The sequence below is a fragment of the Geodermatophilus saharensis genome (assembly GCF_900188205.1).
In the GTDB taxonomy this organism is placed as follows: domain Bacteria; phylum Actinomycetota; class Actinomycetes; order Mycobacteriales; family Geodermatophilaceae; genus Geodermatophilus; species Geodermatophilus saharensis.
In genome coordinates this window covers 538737-555229 of sequence record NZ_FZOH01000003.1, presented here as the reverse complement: position 1 = coordinate 555229, position 16493 = coordinate 538737, and the positions used below count along the sequence as shown (strand labels likewise).

Sequence of the window (16493 nt, the reverse complement as noted above, 5' to 3'; positions counted from 1 at the left end):
CGGTGATCCCCGTCATCGGCCTGGCCGTCGGCATCGCCCTCGGCCTCGTCCTCGACCCGACCGTCCCGCTGTGGCTGCAGCCCTACCTGCCGATCGCGGTGGTCGCCGCGCTCGACGCGGTCTTCGGCGGCGCCCGTGCCTCCCTCGACGGGATCTTCGACGCCAAGGTGTTCGTCATCTCGTTCGTGTCGAACGTCGTCGTCGCCGCGCTGATCGTCTTCCTCGGCGATCAGCTCGGGGTGGGCGCGCAGCTGTCGACGGCCGTGGTCGTCGTGCTCGGCATCCGCATCTTCGGCAACGCCGCGGCCATCCGCCGGCACCTGTTCCGGGCATGACCGACGCCCCGCGCCCCGGCGACGCCGTCCCGGACGACGGCGCGCCCGACGACGTCCCGCGGCGTGCTCCCGCGGACCCGGCCCCCGACGCCCCGGCCTCGGACGCCCCGGCCTCGGACGTCCCGGCTACGGCGCCCGACGTCCCGGCTCCCGCCGCCCCCGTGCCGCCGGACGGCGCGCGGCCGCAGCGGCGCCGGTCGCTGGTCGCGGGGTCCCTCATCGCCGTGCTCACCGCGCTGCTCGGCTTCGCGATCGCCGTCCAGGTGCGCAGCACCGACACCGGGCAGGCGCTGGAGGGCGCCCGCGAGGAGGAGCTGGTCGCCATCCTCGACGACCTCGACAGCGAGGAGGACCGGCTGCGCGCCCAGATCGCCGACCAGCGCGGCGCGCTGCGCGAGCTGTCCGACACCGACAGCCGCTCGGCCGCCGCCCTCGAGGACGCCCGCTCCCGCGCCGACGCCCTGGCCGTCCTCAACGGCACCGTCGCCGCCGAGGGGCCGGGCCTGGTGATCACCGTCCGCGACCCGGAGGGCCGGGTGCGGGTGGCCGACCTGCTCGACGCCGTGCAGGAGCTGCGCGGCGCGGGCGCGGAGACCATGCAGATCGACGGGGTCCGGGTGGGCGTGTCCACCGCCGTCACCGGCACCCCGGGCGACCTGCGCGTCGACGGCCGGCCGGTGACCGCGCCCTACGAGATCGTCGTCATCGGCTCGGCGGCCGACCTGCGGACGGCGATGAGCATCCCCGGCGGCGTGGTCGACCGGGTCGGCCGGCAGGGCGGCAGCGTGGACATCGAGCAGCGCGACCGGGTCGTCGTCGACGCGTTGCGGCCCCTCGACGAGCCTCAATACGCTCAGCCCGACCCCGGCGACTAGCCCCGCGACCCCGCGGCGCCGGCACCCCACCCCGATCGGAGACGACGCCGCATGACCACCCCTGACGACCGCCGCTACACCGACCAGCACGAGTGGGCGCTCGTGCAGGGGAGCGGGGGTGCGGGGACCGTCGTCCGGGTCGGCATCACCGACCACGCGCAGGACGCCCTGGGCGACATCGTGTTCGTCCAGCTGCCCGCGGTGGGGGAGGAGGTGGGCCCCGGCAACCCGATCGGTGAGGTGGAGTCCACCAAGTCCGTCTCCGACGTGTACTCGCCGGTGGCCGGCACCGTCTCGGCGGTCAACGAGGCCCTCACCGACGCCCCCGAGACGGTCAACGCCGACCCCTACGGGGACGGCTGGCTGGTCGAGATCACCGTCGCCGGGGACGGCGGCGACCCCACCGCCGACCTGCTCGACGCGGCCGCCTACCAGGCGCTCGTCGACGCGTCCTGACCGCCCCCCACCGCCGTCGGCCGCCCCGGGACGATCACTAGACTGCCCCCGGAGCCGGCCCCCGGCCGGGCCCATGGGGCTGCTGTGACGACACCTCGACGTCCGGTTGACCCTCGGGACGACCGCTGGTTCCATGACCAACGGCCCGCCGTGCGACCGCGGCGGCCGACCCACGACGGCACCGACCGGACCGTCGTCCGCCGGCCGCCCGCGGCAGGAACGCTCGCGGCGGTGCCCCCTGCACCGGAGGAGAACAGACGTGCACTGCACTCGTTGTGGCCACGACAACCCCGAGGGCAGTCGCTTCTGCGCGCAGTGCGGCGCCGCCCTCTCCCAGGAGCGGGTCGGCGAGTCGACCAGCGTCATCCCGAAGGTGGGCGGCGAGGACACCGGCGACGTCCCCGAGGTCGTCGAGCCCGGCGCCGACGCGCACGCCGGCGCCGTGGAGTCCCTGCCGGCCGGGTCGGCCCTGCTGGTGGTCAAGCGCGGCCCGAACGCCGGCAGCCGCTTCCTGCTCGACCAGGACGTCACCACCGCCGGTCGGCACCCCGACAGCGACATCTTCCTCGACGACGTGACCGTCAGCCGCCGCCACGTCGAGTTCCACCGCGAGGGCGGCGGCTTCTCGGTGCACGACGTCGGCAGCCTCAACGGCACCTACGTCAACCGCGAGCCGGTCGACGTCGCGACCCTGGCCGGCGGTGACGAGGTGCAGATCGGCAAGTTCCGCCTCGTCTACCTGACCGGCCCGCGCACCGGCGAGCCCGCCGGCCGCTGACGCGGCGCGCTGATCCGGTGCCGGGAGCGCCTGCCGGCGCGTCCGGGGACGGCGTCGCCGACGTCCGGACCCCGCGCCTGACGATCGGGGCGGTGCTGACCGCACTGCGCGACGACTTCCCCGACGTGACCATCAGCAAGATCCGGTTCCTCGAGAGCGAGGGGCTGGTCGCTCCGCAGCGGACGCCGTCGGGGTACCGGAAGTTCTCCCGGGCCGACGTCGACCGGCTGCGGTACGTGCTCACCGCCCAGCGGGACCACTACCTGCCGCTGCGGGTGATCAAGGAGCACCTCGACGCGCTCGACCGGGGGCTGCCGGTGCCCGGCACCGGCAGCCCGCCGGCGCAGGCCCCGGTGCAGGGCCCCGCGCCGTCCCCGGCGGCCGCCGCGGTCCCGGCCGCCCCCGCCGACACCGGGACCGACGCCGACGCCCTCCTGGGCGCGGCCGACTTCGCCCGTGCCGCCGGTCTCGAGCCGGGGCAGCTGGCCGACTGCGTGCAGTTCGGGCTGCTCGCCCCCGACGCCGACGGGCGGCACCCCGCCGGCGACCTGCCCATCGCCCGCGCCGCCGCCGGGCTGGCCCGGCACGGCATCGAGCCGCGGCACCTGCGGGTCTTCCGCACCGGCGCCGAGCGGGAGGCCGGGCTGGTCGAGCAGCTGGTCGCCCCGGTGCTGCGCTCGCGCGCCGAGGACGCCCGCGCCCGGGCCGCCGACAAGCTCGCCGAGCTGTCGGCGCTGTCGGCGCAGCTGCACCGAGCCCTGCTCGAGGCGCGCCTCCGGGACCTCCTGCGCCCGTGACTGCGGGCGTACGGTGGACACCGCCGCCGGGAGGCCCGCCCGCTCCGGTGCGCACCGGTGTCCACCCGTACCGCCGCAGCTGAGGGAGCAACACCGTGCAGGAACTCAGAGTCGTCGGGGTCCGGGTCGAGCTGCCCGGCAACCAGCCGATCCTGCTGCTCAAGGAGACGGAGGGGGAGCGGTACCTCCCCATCTGGATCGGTGCGGTGGAGGCCGCGGCCATCGCCTTCGAGCAGCAGGGGGTCCGGCCCGCGCGGCCGATGACCCACGACCTGCTGCGCGAGGTGGTGCGCGCCCTCGGCGCCACCCTGGAGGCGGTCAACATCACCGAGATGCGCGACGGCATCTACATCGCCGAGCTGGTCTTCGGCGACGACCGCGTGGTCAGCGCCCGCCCGTCGGACGCCGTGGCCCTGGCCGTGCGCACCGGGGCGCCGATCTACGGCGCCGAGGAGCTGCTCGACGAGGTGGGGATCGAGATCCCCGACGAGCAGGAGGACGAGGTCGAGAAGTTCCGCGAGTTCCTCGACCAGATCTCGCCGGAGGACTTCGGCGCGGGCTCGGGGTCCGGCGGCGCCTGACCGTCCCGGGGCGGGTGGGACCCCACCCGCCCCGTTCGTCACACGCGTCCCGTCCGTCGCGTCCGGACTGGAGTCCGGCGCCGGTCCTGCCGATACCACCCGGTCGGGGTGAGTGCTGCGACACGCCGCCCGCGTCAGTTGACCGCCCTGGGGGCCCGGCTTACGGTCGCGGACAACACCGGTGTGATCCGAGGGGAAGCGGATCGGACCGGGACGGCCGTCGCGCCCGCGACGGCACGCGAAGGAGGACCGCTGACGTGAGCGACCAGAGCGAGGGCTCCCAGGGTCAGCTCTTCAGCGACGCCGCCGTGGGGGCGACGGACTACGACGAGGTCGACACCGACCTCGTCGGGTACCGCGGCCCGACGGCGTGTGCCGCCGCCGGGATCACCTACCGCCAGCTGGACTACTGGGCCCGTACCGGCCTGGTCGCCCCCTCGGTCCGCAGTGCGACCGGCTCGGGCACCCAGCGGCTGTACTCGTTCCGCGACATCCTGGTGCTGAAGGTGGTCAAGCGGCTGCTCGACACGGGGGTGTCGCTGCAGAACATCCGCAAGGCCGTGGACCACCTGCGCAACCGCGGGATCAAGGACCTCGCCAACGTCACGCTGTTCTCCGACGGGGCCACGGTCTACGAGTGCACCTCCGCCGAGGAGGTCGTCGACCTGCTCGCCGGCGGGCAGGGCGTCTTCGGCATCGCCGTCTCCGGCGCGCTGCGCGAGCTGTCCGGTGAGCTCGCCGAGCTGCCCGCCGAGCGGCTCGACGGCGCCCCGCTGCACGCCGCCGACGACGAGCTGGCGATGCGCCGCGCGCGCCGCGCCCAGCCCGCCTAGCCCGGCGCCCCTCCCCGGTCCCCACCGCCCGCGGTGGGCCCCTGCCGCCTGCCCCGGTCGAGATCCCGTGATCTCGACGCGTCGACGCAGCCCCGCGCGCCGAGATCGCGCGATCTCGGCAGGACGCGGGGGTGCGGCGGCCCGCTGGTAGCGTCGTGGCAATGGCGGACGCTGCTGCTGGCCCCCTCCCGTCACTGCGCGCACTGAGCCCCGCGGGCTCGTTCGCCGCCCGGCACATCGGCCCGCGCGGCGACGAGACCGCCGCGATGCTCGAGGCCGTCGGGTACGACTCGTTGCAGTCACTGGTCGATGCCACCGTGCCCGAGGCGGTGCGCGACCGCGACGCGCTGAGCCTGCCGCCGGCCGCCGACGAGGCCGCCGTCCTCGCCGAGCTGCGCGAGCGCGCGTCGGCCAACGAGGTGTTCACCTCGATGATCGGGCTGGGCTACTCCGGCACCGTCACCCCGGCGGTCATCCAGCGCAACATCCTGGAGAACCCCGCCTGGTACACCGCCTACACGCCCTACCAGCCCGAGATCAGCCAGGGCCGGCTCGAGGCGCTGCTGAACTTCCAGACGATGGTCGCCGACCTCACCGGCCTGCCCGTCGCCGGCGCCTCGATGCTCGACGAGGCCACCGCCGCCGCCGAGGCGATGACCCTGGTCCGCCGGGCCGGCCGCGCCAAGCCCGGCGCTGTGTTCGTCGTCGACGCCGACACCCTCCCGCAGACCCTCGCGGTGCTCCAGACCCGCGCCGAGCCGCTCGGCATCGGCCTGCACGTCGCCGACCTGTCGGCCGGCTGGCCGGCCGACCTGCCCGAGGCCGGCGCGTTCGGCGTCCTGCTGTCCTACCCCGGCGCCAGCGGCGCGGTCCGCGACCACCGGGCGCTGGCCGAGGCCGCGCACGCCGCAGGCGCGTCGGTGGTCGTCGCCGCCGACGTCCTGGCGCTGACCCTGCTCGAGGCGCCCGGCGCGTGGGGCGCCGACGTGGCCTGCGGCAGCACCCAGCGCTTCGGCGTCCCGCTGGGCTACGGCGGCCCGCACGCCGGCTACCTGTCGGTGCGCGAGGGCCTGGCCCGCCAGCTGCCCGGCCGGCTGGTCGGGGTGTCGGTCGACGCCGACGGCGACGTCGCCTACCGGCTGGCGCTGCAGACCCGCGAGCAGCACATCCGCCGGGAGAAGGCGACCAGCAACATCTGCACCGCCCAGGTGCTGCTGGCGGTGATGGCCGGCGCCTACGCCGTCTACCACGGCCCCGAGGGGCTGACGGCGATCGCCGCCCGCGTGCACCGCAGCGCGCTGGCGCTGGCCGGGTGGCTGCGCGCCGGCGGCGTCGAGGTCGTCCACGACGCGTTCTTCGACACCGTGCAGGCGCGGGTTCCCGGCCGGGCCGACGACGTGGTTGCGGCCGCCGCCGACCGGCGGGTCAACCTGCGCCGCGTCGACGCCGACACCGTGGCCGTCGCCTGCGACGAGACGACGACGCCGGCGGTGCTGCGGCTGGTCGCCGAGGCCTTCGGGGTCCCCGCCGACGACGCCACCGCCGAGTCCGCGCTCGACGACGACGGCCCCGACGCGCTGCCCGACGCGCTGCGCCGCCGCACCCCGTTCCTCACCCACCCGGTGTTCTCCGCGCACCGCTCGGAGACGGCGCTGATGCGCTACCTGCGGTCGCTGTCGGACAAGGACCTGGCGCTGGACCGCACGATGATCCCGCTGGGCTCGTGCACGATGAAGCTCAACAGCGCCGTGGAGATGGCCGCGATCACCTGGCCGGAGTTCGCCGGGCTGCACCCCTTCGCCCCGGCCGGGCAGGCCCGCGGCTACCGGCAGCTGATCGACGAGCTGTGCACCTGGCTGGCCGAGATCACCGGCTACGCCGCGGTCAGCGTGCAGCCCAACGCCGGCTCGCAGGGCGAGTTCGCCGGGCTGCTGGCCATCCGCGGCTACCACGCCTCCCGCGGGGAGTCCCACCGCGACGTGTGCCTCATCCCGAGCTCGGCGCACGGCACCAACGCCGCGAGCGCGGTCATGGCCGGCATGCGGGTGGTCGTGGTGGCCTGCGACGAGGCGGGCAACGTCGACGTCGCCGACCTGCACGCCAAGATCGGCCAGCACGCCGACCGGCTGGCCGCCATCATGATCACCTACCCGTCCACGCACGGGGTGTTCGAGACCGACATCCGTGACATCTGCGCGGCGGTGCACGACGCCGGCGGGCAGGTCTACGTCGACGGCGCCAACCTCAACGCGATGGTCGGGCTGGCCCGGCCGGGGCGCTTCGGCTCCGACGTCAGCCACCTCAACCTGCACAAGACGTTCTGCATCCCGCACGGCGGCGGCGGGCCCGGCGTCGGTCCGATCGGTGTCCGGGAGCACCTGGTGCCGTTCCTGCCCGGGCACCCGCTGGCCGACACCGGCGGGCAGGGCCCGGCGGTGTCCGGCGCGCCGTTCGGCTCCGCGGGCATCCTGCCGATCTCGTGGGCCTACCTGCGGCTGATGGGACCCGACGGGCTGCAGCGGGCCACCGAGCACGCCGTGCTCGGCGCCAACTACCTGGCCGCCCGGCTGCGCGAGCACTACCCGGTGCTCTACACCGGCGCCGGCGGCCTGGTCGCCCACGAGTGCATCCTCGACATCCGGCCGCTGACCCGGGCCACCGGCATCACCAACGACGACATCGCCAAGCGCCTGGTCGACTTCGGGTTCCACGCGCCGACGATGAGCTTCCCGGTGGCCGGCACGCTGATGGTCGAGCCCACCGAGAGCGAGGACCGGGCCGAGCTCGACCGGTTCGTGGAGGCGATGGTGGCCATCCGCGGGGAGATCGAGAAGGTGGCCACGGGGGAGTACGACCGCGAGGACAACCCGCTGCGCAACGCCCCGCACACGCTGAGGATGCTCACCGGCGAGTGGGCGCGGCCCTATCCGCGGTCGACGGCGGTGTTCCCCGTGCCGCGGCTGGCCTCCCGCGGCTACCTCGCCCCGGTGCGGCGGATCGACCAGGCCTTCGGCGACCGCAACCTGGTGTGCTCCTGCCCGTCCCCGGAGGCCTTCGCCGAGCCCGAGCCCGCCCGTGCGCCGCAGACGTCCGTCCCCGACCGGGGCGAGGGCGCCCCCGACGACCTGGGCACCGCCGCCGACGTGGTGGGCGCGGGCCGGGCCTGAGCGCGGGCCCCCCGGTGGCACGGGTACCGGACGGTTCCGACCTCCGGAGGGTGCGGGAGGTCACCGCGCCGGTGGATCATGCAGTCATGGCGGCCACGACGCGGCGACGGGTCCGGACGACGGGTGCGGCGCTGGCCGCCGCGGCGCTGCTGACGGCGGGCTGCGCGGGCTCCGACGAGCTGGCACCGGCCGCGGCCACCGACGAGAGCTCCGCGCCGACGCCGTCGCCGACGCCGCGGTCCTCCGCGCCCGGCACGTCCACGCCCGGCACGTCCGCACCGGGGACGTCCGCGCCCGGGACGTCGGCGCCGGGGGCGTCCGGCACCCCGTCGGCCACCCCCGCGCCCCCGCCCGAGGAGGGCGCCTCCGGTGAGCTGGGCGACCGGCTGCTGCCCGCCTCGGCGTTCGGCGAGGACGCGACCGTCGTCGGCGTCACCCTCGACCAGCTCGGTGCCGGCTCCGGCTGGGGTGGCTGGGGAGGGTGGGGCGGCTGGCCCGGCCCCTGGTACGACGGCGACCACGACGGGGACGGCGACGACGACTGGGCCGGTGAGGTGACCGTGGAGCCGGCCGGCTGTCAGGCGGCGCTGGAGGCGTTGCCCGCTCTCGGCGACCAGCTCGACGACCTGGCCGTCGCCTCGCAGGCCGCCCGCACCCCGCAGACGCAGACGGTGCAGGTGCTGGCCGAGTCCCCGCAGCTCGAGGGGCTGCAGCTGCCCGTCGACGCGCTGCTGGCCCAGTGCTCCTCGGTCACCACGACCGGCCCGTGGGGCGGGAGCACGACGCTGCAGCTGACCCGCCTGGACGTGCCGCAGCTGGGGGACCGCAGCGCCGGCGTGCAGCTGACCGTGGCGGCGGCCGGCGAGGAGAGCCACAGCGTGCTGGTCGGGTTCGTCGTCGACGGGGCGCGCGGGCTGCTGCTGGCGCAGAGCGCCGCGCCGGACGCGGCCGAGCCGGACCCCGCGGCGTTCACCGCCCTGCTGGGCGAGGCCGCCGAGGCCGCCGCGGGCTGATCGGGCCGGGCTGACCGGGCCGGGCGACCGGACCGTGCCGCCGGGTCAGGCGGAGACGAGGCCGGGGCACCGCCACTGGTGGTGGTCGGCGACCGCGCGGCCGTCGGGCAGCAGCTCGCCGTCGTCGTCGAAGAGGACGACGCCGTTGCACAGCAGGCTCCACCCCTGCTCGGGGTGGCTGCTCACGACCGCGGCGAGGTCACGCGCGTCGCTGGTGGCGTCGGGGCAGGGGGTCGTGTGTACGCACATCAGGAGGACTCCCGATCGGGCCGGCTCGTGCCGGGTCTACGTGCAGTGAGCGTCCGGTCACCGGACGTCTCCGAGTGTGCGCCCGCCGCCGCGGTGTTCCGAGTGACGAATCCCACGACCTGACCCGTTCGGGTCGTCAGACCTCGCCATGGCGGAGGCCGCCGGCGGCACGGACCATGCAGCCGCGCCTCAGCGCGGTGCCGGGGCCGTCGACCCGCCCTCGACCGTTATCCCCAACTCGGGCGCACGACCGCACGGTGCCAGGCCGGAAGGGGGAGAGGCGGCGAGGACCGGCCGCCGGTCAGAGCTTGCGCAGCAGGATCCGGCGCACCGAGTGGCCGGCGGACTTCTGCAGCACCAGCCGCGCCCGCGACCGGGTCGGAGCGATGTTCTGCCGCAGGTTCGGGCCGTTGACCGCCGCCCAGATCGACAGCGCGGTGGCGCGGGCGTCGTCGTCGCTGAGGTCGGCATAGCGGTGGAAGTAGGCGGAGGTGTCGGCGAAGGCGGTGCGGCGCAGCGCGAGGAACCGGTCGACGTACCACTGCTGGACGTCGGTCTCGGCGGCGTCGACGTAGACGGAGAAGTCGAAGAAGTCCGAGAGGAACACCTCGGGCACCCGGCCGTCGTCGCGGCGGCCGGCCTGCAGCACGTTGAGCCCCTCGAGCACGAGGATGTCGGGCCGGTCGACGGTCTGCCGCTGCCCCGGGACGACGTCGTAGGACTGATGGCTGTACACCGGCGCGCTGACCTGGCCGCGGCCGGACTTCACGTCGGCGAGGAAGCGGACCAGCGCGCGGCGGTCGTAGCTCTCGGGGAAGCCCTTGCGGGTCAGCAGCCCGCGGGCCTCGAGGACGGCGTTGGGCCACAGGAACCCGTCGGTGGTGACGAGGTCGACCCGCGGCGAGCCGGGGCCGGCGGCCAGCAGGGTCTGCAGCAGCCGGGCGGTGGTGCTCTTGCCGACGGCGACGCTGCCGGCCACCGCGATGACGTAGGGGACCTTCGCGGTGGTGTCGCCGAGGAAGCGGTTCTGCGCCGCCCACAGCCGCTGGCTGGCCGTCACGTGCAGACCCAGCAGCTCGGCCAGCGGCAGGTACACGGTGGCGACCTCGTCGAGGTCGATGCGGTCACCGAGGCTGCGCAGGGCCCGCAGGTCGGCCTCGTCCAGCGGCAGCGTGCGGGAGCCGGCGAGGGCTCGCCACGCGTCGCGGTCGAAGGCCGCGTAGGGCGAGATCGAGGGCCGGGTCCCTGCCGTCACGCCGTCCATCGTGCCGCCCCGGTCCCGCCGGCCCGACCGCCGGGTCACCCCGACAGGGGAACGACCCCGGTCGGTCGCGGGGGACGCGCATAGGGTGCCGGTGTGCCGACCCGCCCAGGGCTGCTCGACTGCGTCGAGCGGTACGCCGCCGCCGCGCCGCTGCCGGACGCGCGCCCGGTCCCGGTGGGGGCGCTCGACGTGCCGGTCGGCCCGCCGGCGTGGCCCCACCCCGCCCGCCCGCGGCCGGGTGCCGGTGCGGTGAGCGCCGACGACGTGCGCGCCGCCGCCGCGCTGCAGGAGCAGGAGGGGCTGCCCGCGGCGGTGGAGTGGATCGTGCAGCGGACCCCGTCGCTGGACGCCGCCGCCCGCCGGGCCGGCCTGCTGGTGTCGCACTTCCCGCTGCTGGTCGTCGACGACCCGGTGGAGGTGCTGCTGCCCGCCGGTGTCCGCCTCTACGTGGTGGGCGCCGAGGACCCGGCGCTGCCGCACTACCAGCACCTGCTCGAGACCGGCTTCGCCGCCCACCACGACGACGGCACCGACGACGGCACCGACGACGACCCCGAGGACGGCGCCGACGGCGCGACGCTCCCGGAGCCCCGCGCGGCGGTGCTGCGCGAGCGGGTCGCCTCGGGCCGGACGGTGGTCATGGTGGCCATCGAGGACGGCGAGCCGGTGGGCGTGGGCTCGCACCACCCGGTCGACGTCGACGGCACCGAGATCAGCGAGATCGTCGGCGTGGCGAGCTCGCCGCGGCGGCGCGGGCGGGGCGTCGGCGCGGCGCTGGCCTCCGCGCTGGTGGCGCAGGCCGCCGAGACCGCCGACCTGGTCTTCCTCACCGCCGGCGACGACGACGTCGCCCGCGTCTACGAGCGGGTCGGCTTCGCCTGGCTGGGCTCGACCGGGGTGGCCGCCCGCCCGCCGGAGCGGCCGCACGGCTGACCGCCCGGCGGGCGCACGGTGGGCGCCCGCCGGGCGGGGACGCCGTCGCCGGGGTCAGTCCTGGGTGTAGGTGACCACGAGGGTGGCCCGGGCCAGGGTGTGGCCGAACAGGTTGAACCCGTGGAACGCGGGGCTGGCGTCGGCGGGCACGCCCATGTCCTCGGTGTCGAGGGCGTGCACCACGACGAAGTAGCGGTGCGGGCCGTGCCCGGCCGGGGGCGCGGCGCCCACGTAACCGGGGAAGCCGGCGTCGTTGCGCAGCTGGCGGGCGCCGGCCGGCAGGCCCGACCCCTCCTGGTCACCGGCGCCGTGGGGCAGCTCGGTCACCGAGGCGGGCAGGCCGGTGACCACCCAGTGCCAGAAGCCGCTGACCGTGGGGGCGTCGGGGTCGAAGACGGTGACGGCGAACCCCCGCGTCGGCTCGGGGAAGCCCGACCACGACAGCTGCGGGGAGCGGTCCTCCCCGCCGGCACCCATGACGCCGCTGACGTGCGGCATGGGCAGCACCTCGCCGTCGCGCAGGTCGGTGCTGGTCACCGTGAACGACGGGACGGGCGGCAGGAAGTCGTAGGGGTCGGGGGGAACGGGCCGGTCGGGCACGGGCGGTCCTCTCCTCGGGGAACGGGCGGTGCGGGCCGGGCGGGGTGGTCGGGCCACCCCGCGCCGACCCCAGGCTGCCGACTGCGCGCCCGCCCCGCGACCGGGGACGGGACGTCTCGACAGGTCAGCGGCGCGACGCGCCGGTAGCGTCGCAGCGTGCTCGGACTCCCCGACGGCATCCGCGCCTGCCTCTTCGACATGGACGGCGTCCTCACCCGGACCGCCACGGTGCACATGGCGGCCTGGAAGCGCACGTTCGACGAGTTCCTGCGCGCCACCGACCCGCAGGCCCCGCCCTTCACCCAGCTGGACTACAACCGCTTCGTCGACGGCAAGCCGCGGGCCGACGGTGTCCGGGACTTCCTCGCCAGCCGCGGCATCACGCTGCCCGAGGGCACCCCCGACGACCCGCCGGCCGCGCAGACGGTGCACGGCATCGGCCGCCGCAAGAACGAGCTGCTGCTCACCGAGCTCGAGGAGCACGGCGTCGAGGTCTACCCCGGCTCGATGGCCTACCTGCGGGCGGCCAAGGACGCCGGCCTGGCCACCGCCGTCGTCACCGCCTCGGCCAACGGCGAGCAGGTGATCACCGCCGGGGGGTTCGCGCAGTACATCGACGCCCGCGTCGACGGGGTGGTGACCGCCCGCGAGGGGCTGCGCGGCAAGCCCGCGCCCGACACCTTCCTCGCCGGCGCGCGGGCGCTGGGGGTGGAGCCGGCCGCCGCCGTGGTGTTCGAGGACGCACTCGCCGGTGTGGCGGCCGGGCGCGCGGGGCACTTCGGGTACGTCGTCGGCGTGGACCGGGTCGGGCAGGCCGACGCGCTGCGCGCCCACGGCGCCGACGTCGTGGTCACCGATCTCGACCAGCTGCTGGGGGACCGCACCGCGGAGGAGGACACCAGGTGACCGAGGGGCGCCCCAGCTTCCCGATCGAGCCGTGGTCCCTGACCGAGATCGGTCTCGACCACGCCTCGCTCGGCGTGCACGAGTCGGTGTTCACCCTCGCCAACGGGCACATCGGCATGCGCGGCTCGTTCGAGGAGGGCGAGCCGATCGTCGTCCCGGGCACCTACCTCAACGGCTTCTTCGAGGAACGGCCGCTGCCCTACGCCGAGGCCGGCTACGGCTTCCCGGAGCAGGGCCAGACGGTCGTCAACGTCACCGACGGCAAGCTGATCCGGCTGCTGGTCGGCGACACCCCCTTCGACCTCGACTACGGCGAGATCGTCGAGCACCGCCGCACCCTCGACCTGCGCCGCGGGGTGCTGCGCCGGGTCACCGAGTGGCGCTCGCCCAACGGCCGGGTCGTGAAGGTCACCAGCACCCGGCTGGTGTCGCTGCGCCGCCGCTCGATCGCCGCGATCGAGTACTCCGTGGAGTGCAGTGACGACCGCGGCGACCTCTACGTGGCGCTGCAGTCGGACCTGCTGGCCAACGAGCCGGTCGACAGCGGCAGCGAGGCCGACGACCCCCGCGCGGCGGCCGCGCTGCGCCGTCCGCTGGTCAAGGAGATGGCCGTCGCCCGGATGCAGCGGGCGGTGCTGGTGCACCAGACCCGCCGCAGCAAGCTGCGCATCGCCGCCGGCATGGACCACGTCGTCGACGTGCCCGACTCGGTCACCGAGGACATCGAGGCCGGCGAGGACCTCGCCCGCTACACCCTCGCCGCGCGGCTGCCGCAGGGCTCCACCCTCAAGCTGGTCAAGTACCTGTCCTACGGCTGGAGCTCGCGCCGCTCGGCGGCGGCGCTGCGCGACCAGGTCGAGGGGGCGCTGGCCACGGCGAAGCTGGCCGGGTTCGAGCGGCTGCTGCGCGAGCAGAAGGAGGTCCTCGACTCGCACTGGTCGCTGGCCGACGTCGAGATCGAGGGCGACGACGAGCTGCAGCAGGCCGTGCGGGTCGGCGCCTTCCACCTGCTGCAGGCCTCGCTGCGCGCCGAGCGCCAGCCCATCCCGGCCAAGGGGCTCACCGGCCCCGGCTACGACGGGCACACCTTCTGGGACACCGAGACCTACGTGCTCCCGGTGCTGACCTACATCGCCCCCGACGCCGTCCGCGACGCGCTGCGCTGGCGGCACTCCACCCTCGACCTGGCCCGGGACCGGGCCCGCGAGCTCGGCCGCCGCGGCGCGGCGTTCCCGTGGCGCACCATCCGCGGGGAGGAGACCTCGGGCTACTGGCCGGCGGGGACGGCCGCCTTCCACATCAACGCCGACATCGCCGACGCCGTCGTGCGCTACCTGCACGCCACCGGCGACGAGGAGTTCGACCGCGACTTCGGCGCCGAGCTGCTCATCGAGACCGCCCGGCTGTGGGCGTCGCTGGGGCACTTCGACGCCGAGGACGGGTTCCGCATCGACGGGGTGACCGGCCCGGACGAGTACACCGCCGTCGTGGACAACAACGTCTACACCAACCTCATGGCGCAGCGGAACCTGCGCGAGGCGGCCGCGGCGGTCGAGCGCCACCCCGACGTCGCCGGCCGGCTGCAGGTCACCGAGGACGAGGTGACGCTGTGGCAGCGGGCCGCGCGCATGATGCGGGTGCCCTGGGACCCCCGGCTGAGCGTGCACATGCAGTCGGAGGGGTTCACCCACCACGAGGAGTGGGACTTCGCCGCCACCCCGCCCGACCACTACCCGCTGCTGCTGCACTACCCGTACTTCGAGATCTACCGCAAGCAGGTGGTCAAGCAGGCCGACCTGGTCATGGCCCTGCACCTGCGCGGGGACGCCTTCACCCACGAGGAGAAGGTCGCCGACTTCGCCTACTACGAGGCCCGCACGGTGCGCGACTCCTCGCTGTCGGCCACCCAGCAGGCGGTCGTGGCCGCCGAGACCGGGCACCTGGAGCTCGCCTACGACTACTGGGGCGAGGCGGCGCTGACCGACCTGCAGAACCTGCACGGCAACGCCGGGCACGGGCTGCACATCGCGTCGCTGGCCGGGGGGTGGACGGTCGCCGTCGCCGGGTTCGGCGGCATGCGCGACCACGACGGCCGGCTGCTGTTCGCCCCGCGGCTGCCCTCGCGGATCACCGGGCTGCGCTTCCGGCTGGCCTACCAGGGCCGCATCCTCGAGGTCGCCATCGGCCGGGAGCAGACCACCTACCGGCTGCACGAGGGCGAGCCGCTCGACATCCACCACCACGGCCGCCGGGTGACCGTCGACGAGGGCGACACGGTGCTGGACAACCCGCCGGCGCCGGAGGTGGCCCCGGTGACCCAGCCGCCGGGCGCGGCCCCCCGCCGGCGCGGCAAGGGCCAGCGCGACTGATGAAGGACCCCGTCCTCCCCACCCTTCGCAGGCTCAGGGCGGGACCCGGGACGGGGCCGTTCCAGAGCCCCACCGGAGGATGCGGGCGCCCGGCCTCCTGAAGGCGGCCGGGCGGGGAGGCGGCGGAGCCGAGCACCGGGCCCGGCGGGCCGGGCCGCACCCGGTGGCAGGACAGCGGGTGCACCAGGACGCCGGCCTGCCGGGCGCGGCACACGACCTGGCCGGCCGCTCACGGCTCCGCCGTCCTGGGGCTCACGACCGCAGGGGCCCGGCGCGCTGCTGCGCCCGGGGGCCGGCGGAGCTGCGCGCCTCGGCTACCTCGCCGTCGGCGTCACCGCGGTCGCGTTCGTGCTCCGGTACGCGACGGTCACCCGCCTCGGCGCCGGCCGCGCCGGTTTGCTCACCGGCACCGCGCCGGTGGCCGCGGCCGCCCCCGCGGTGCTGCTGGGCGGGCCGCTGCCGACCCCGCCGGTGTGGGCCGGCGTCGCCGCCGTCGCGGCGGGCCTGGTGCTGGGGCCGGCGAGCCGGTCAGCGCGGCAGCAGCCACCAGGCGGCCAGCGCGAGCGCGGCGACGTCGACGAGCAGGAACAGCCCGACCCACAGCAGCGCGGGCAGGCCGGTGAGCCGGGCCAGCTGGTCGGCGTCGGAGTCCGGCGCGCGCCGCCGGCGCCGGGCGGACTGCAGCTCCAGCACCGTCCGCGGCGCGGCCAGCAGCAGGAACCAGGTGACGGCGGCGGCGAACGCGGCCTGACCCTCGGCGGGCAGCCAGGCGGTGACCCCGGCGACGACCGCGCCGGTGGCCAGCACCGCCCACAGCCCGAAGAAGTTGCGGATCTGCAGCAGCAGGAGGGCCAGCAGGGCCAGTACCGCCCACAGCACACCCACGGCGTGCCCGGTGGCGAGCAGGGCCGCCGCGCCCAGGCCGAACAACGCGGGGCCGAGATAGCCCGCCGCGCAGGTGAGCACCATGCCCGGGCCGGTGGGGCGGCCGGCCGACACGGTCAGCCCCGAGGTGTCCGAGTGCAGCCGGATGCCGGCCAGACGGCGGCCGGTGGCCAGTGCCGCCAGCCCGTGGGCGCCCTCGTGGGCGATGGTCACGGCGGTGCGGGTGGGCCGCCACAGCGCCGGGCTGGCCACCACGACCAGCGCGACGACGGCGGCGCCGGCGACGACGGCCGGCGGGAGGGGGGCCTCCGCGGTCGCGCGGGTCCACAGGCGCTCGAGGAGGTCCACCGGGTGGAGTCAACCGCACGGGGCTGTGAGCTCCCGGGACGCGGCGGCTCCCGTGTTCCGGACTGCGCGCGCCCGCGAGCCGAGTCGTCCGTTATCCCCAACTA

Annotated in this window: 16 protein-coding genes; 12 read left to right on the top strand and 4 right to left on the bottom strand. The window is 75.8% G+C overall.

Annotation, left to right across the window (positions count from 1 at the left end):
* The first annotated feature begins 2 nt into the window (after positions 1–2).
* The 9 genes from CHC04_RS10560 (at position 3) to CHC04_RS24095 (ending at position 8835) form a co-directional block, all read left to right on the top strand.
* On the top strand, positions 3–335 hold the full coding sequence (locus CHC04_RS10560; protein WP_089403839.1) for a small basic family protein: 333 nt from the start codon (positions 3–5) through the stop codon (positions 333–335).
* The gene (locus CHC04_RS10555) at positions 332–1210 is read left to right on the top strand and encodes a DUF881 domain-containing protein (RefSeq protein ID WP_089403838.1); all 879 of its coding nucleotides are present in this window, start codon (positions 332–334) and stop codon (positions 1208–1210) included. The genes CHC04_RS10560 and CHC04_RS10555 overlap by 4 nt, the downstream gene beginning before the upstream one ends.
* Positions 1211–1261: 51 nt before the next feature.
* Entirely contained in the window at positions 1262–1666 is a 405-nt protein-coding gene (gene gcvH / locus CHC04_RS10550) for a glycine cleavage system protein GcvH (protein ID WP_089403837.1), read from the top strand.
* Positions 1667–1925: 259 nt separating this feature from the next.
* A complete protein-coding gene (gene odhI / locus CHC04_RS10545) occupies positions 1926–2444 on the top strand; it encodes an oxoglutarate dehydrogenase inhibitor Odhl (RefSeq protein WP_176449933.1) in 519 nt (172 codons plus the stop codon).
* 17 nt (positions 2445–2461) lie between these two features.
* Positions 2462–3241, top strand: a complete 780-nt coding sequence (gene ftsR / locus CHC04_RS10540) for a transcriptional regulator FtsR (RefSeq protein WP_089403836.1) — start codon at positions 2462–2464, stop codon at positions 3239–3241.
* Positions 3242–3336: 95 nt separating this feature from the next.
* A complete protein-coding gene (locus tag CHC04_RS10535; protein ID WP_089403835.1) occupies positions 3337–3822 on the top strand; it encodes a bifunctional nuclease family protein in 486 nt (161 codons plus the stop codon).
* Positions 3823–4079: 257 nt separating this feature from the next.
* Positions 4080–4655 (top strand): MerR family transcriptional regulator, encoded by a 576-nt coding sequence (locus tag CHC04_RS10530; protein ID WP_089403834.1) that lies wholly within the window; start codon positions 4080–4082, stop codon positions 4653–4655.
* Positions 4656–4816: 161 nt separating this feature from the next.
* Positions 4817–7822 carry an aminomethyl-transferring glycine dehydrogenase gene (gene gcvP / locus CHC04_RS10525; protein WP_089403833.1) on the top strand — a complete coding sequence of 1002 codons (3006 nt, stop codon included), beginning with the start codon at positions 4817–4819 and terminating at the stop codon, positions 7820–7822.
* A gap of 86 nt (positions 7823–7908) precedes the next feature.
* A complete protein-coding gene (locus CHC04_RS24095; protein WP_089403832.1) occupies positions 7909–8835 on the top strand; it encodes a hypothetical protein in 927 nt (308 codons plus the stop codon).
* Between the two features lie 45 nt (positions 8836–8880).
* On the opposite strand, the gene CHC04_RS10515 is transcribed toward CHC04_RS24095, so the two are convergent.
* Together CHC04_RS10515 and coaA are read right to left on the bottom strand one after the other, a co-directional pair.
* Positions 8881–9084, bottom strand: coding sequence for a DUF5999 family protein (locus CHC04_RS10515; protein WP_089403831.1), 204 nt, complete (start codon positions 9082–9084; stop codon positions 8881–8883).
* A 301-nt stretch (positions 9085–9385) separates the two neighbouring features.
* Positions 9386–10348: a type I pantothenate kinase gene (coaA, locus tag CHC04_RS10510; protein WP_089404048.1), complete on the bottom strand. Its 963-nt coding sequence runs from the start codon at positions 10346–10348 to the stop codon at positions 9386–9388.
* Positions 10349–10441: 93 nt separating this feature from the next.
* Here coaA and CHC04_RS10505 point away from each other — a divergent pair, with 93 nt between their 5' ends.
* Positions 10442–11281: a GNAT family N-acetyltransferase gene (locus tag CHC04_RS10505; protein ID WP_089403830.1), complete on the top strand. Its 840-nt coding sequence runs from the start codon at positions 10442–10444 to the stop codon at positions 11279–11281.
* Positions 11282–11335: 54 nt separating this feature from the next.
* Here CHC04_RS10505 and CHC04_RS10500 read toward each other — a convergent pair whose 3' ends face one another.
* Positions 11336–11881: a YbhB/YbcL family Raf kinase inhibitor-like protein gene (locus CHC04_RS10500; protein WP_217897290.1), complete on the bottom strand. Its 546-nt coding sequence runs from the start codon at positions 11879–11881 to the stop codon at positions 11336–11338.
* A gap of 156 nt (positions 11882–12037) precedes the next feature.
* On the opposite strand from CHC04_RS10500, the gene CHC04_RS10495 reads away from it, so the two are divergent.
* Positions 12038–12787, top strand: coding sequence for an HAD family hydrolase (locus CHC04_RS10495; protein ID WP_089403829.1), 750 nt, complete (start codon positions 12038–12040; stop codon positions 12785–12787).
* The gene (locus CHC04_RS10490; protein ID WP_089403828.1) at positions 12784–15156 is read left to right on the top strand and encodes a glycoside hydrolase family 65 protein; all 2373 of its coding nucleotides are present in this window, start codon (positions 12784–12786) and stop codon (positions 15154–15156) included. The genes CHC04_RS10495 and CHC04_RS10490 overlap by 4 nt, the downstream gene beginning before the upstream one ends.
* 528 nt (positions 15157–15684) lie before the next feature.
* On the opposite strand, the gene CHC04_RS10485 is transcribed toward CHC04_RS10490, so the two are convergent.
* Entirely contained in the window at positions 15685–16389 is a 705-nt protein-coding gene (locus CHC04_RS10485) for a M50 family metallopeptidase (RefSeq protein WP_089403827.1), read from the bottom strand.
* Between the last annotated feature and the right edge of the window lie 104 nt (positions 16390–16493).

What these genes read in the sequence shown, in the direction of transcription:
- CHC04_RS10555 (WP_089403838.1), top strand. Translation starts at nt 332, where the DNA reads ATGACCGACGCCCCGCGCCCCGGCGACGCCGTCCCGGACGACGGCGCG.
- gcvH (WP_089403837.1), top strand. Translation starts at nt 1,262, where the DNA reads ATGACCACCCCTGACGACCGCCGCTACACCGACCAGCACGAGTGGGCG.
- gcvP (WP_089403833.1), top strand. Translation starts at nt 4,817, where the DNA reads ATGGCGGACGCTGCTGCTGGCCCCCTCCCGTCACTGCGCGCACTGAGC.
- CHC04_RS24095 (WP_089403832.1), top strand. Translation starts at nt 7,909, where the DNA reads ATGGCGGCCACGACGCGGCGACGGGTCCGGACGACGGGTGCGGCGCTG.
- CHC04_RS10515 (WP_089403831.1), bottom strand. Translation starts at nt 9,084, where the DNA reads ATGTGCGTACACACGACCCCCTGCCCCGACGCCACCAGCGACGCGCGT.
- coaA (WP_089404048.1), bottom strand. Translation starts at nt 10,348, where the DNA reads ATGGACGGCGTGACGGCAGGGACCCGGCCCTCGATCTCGCCCTACGCG.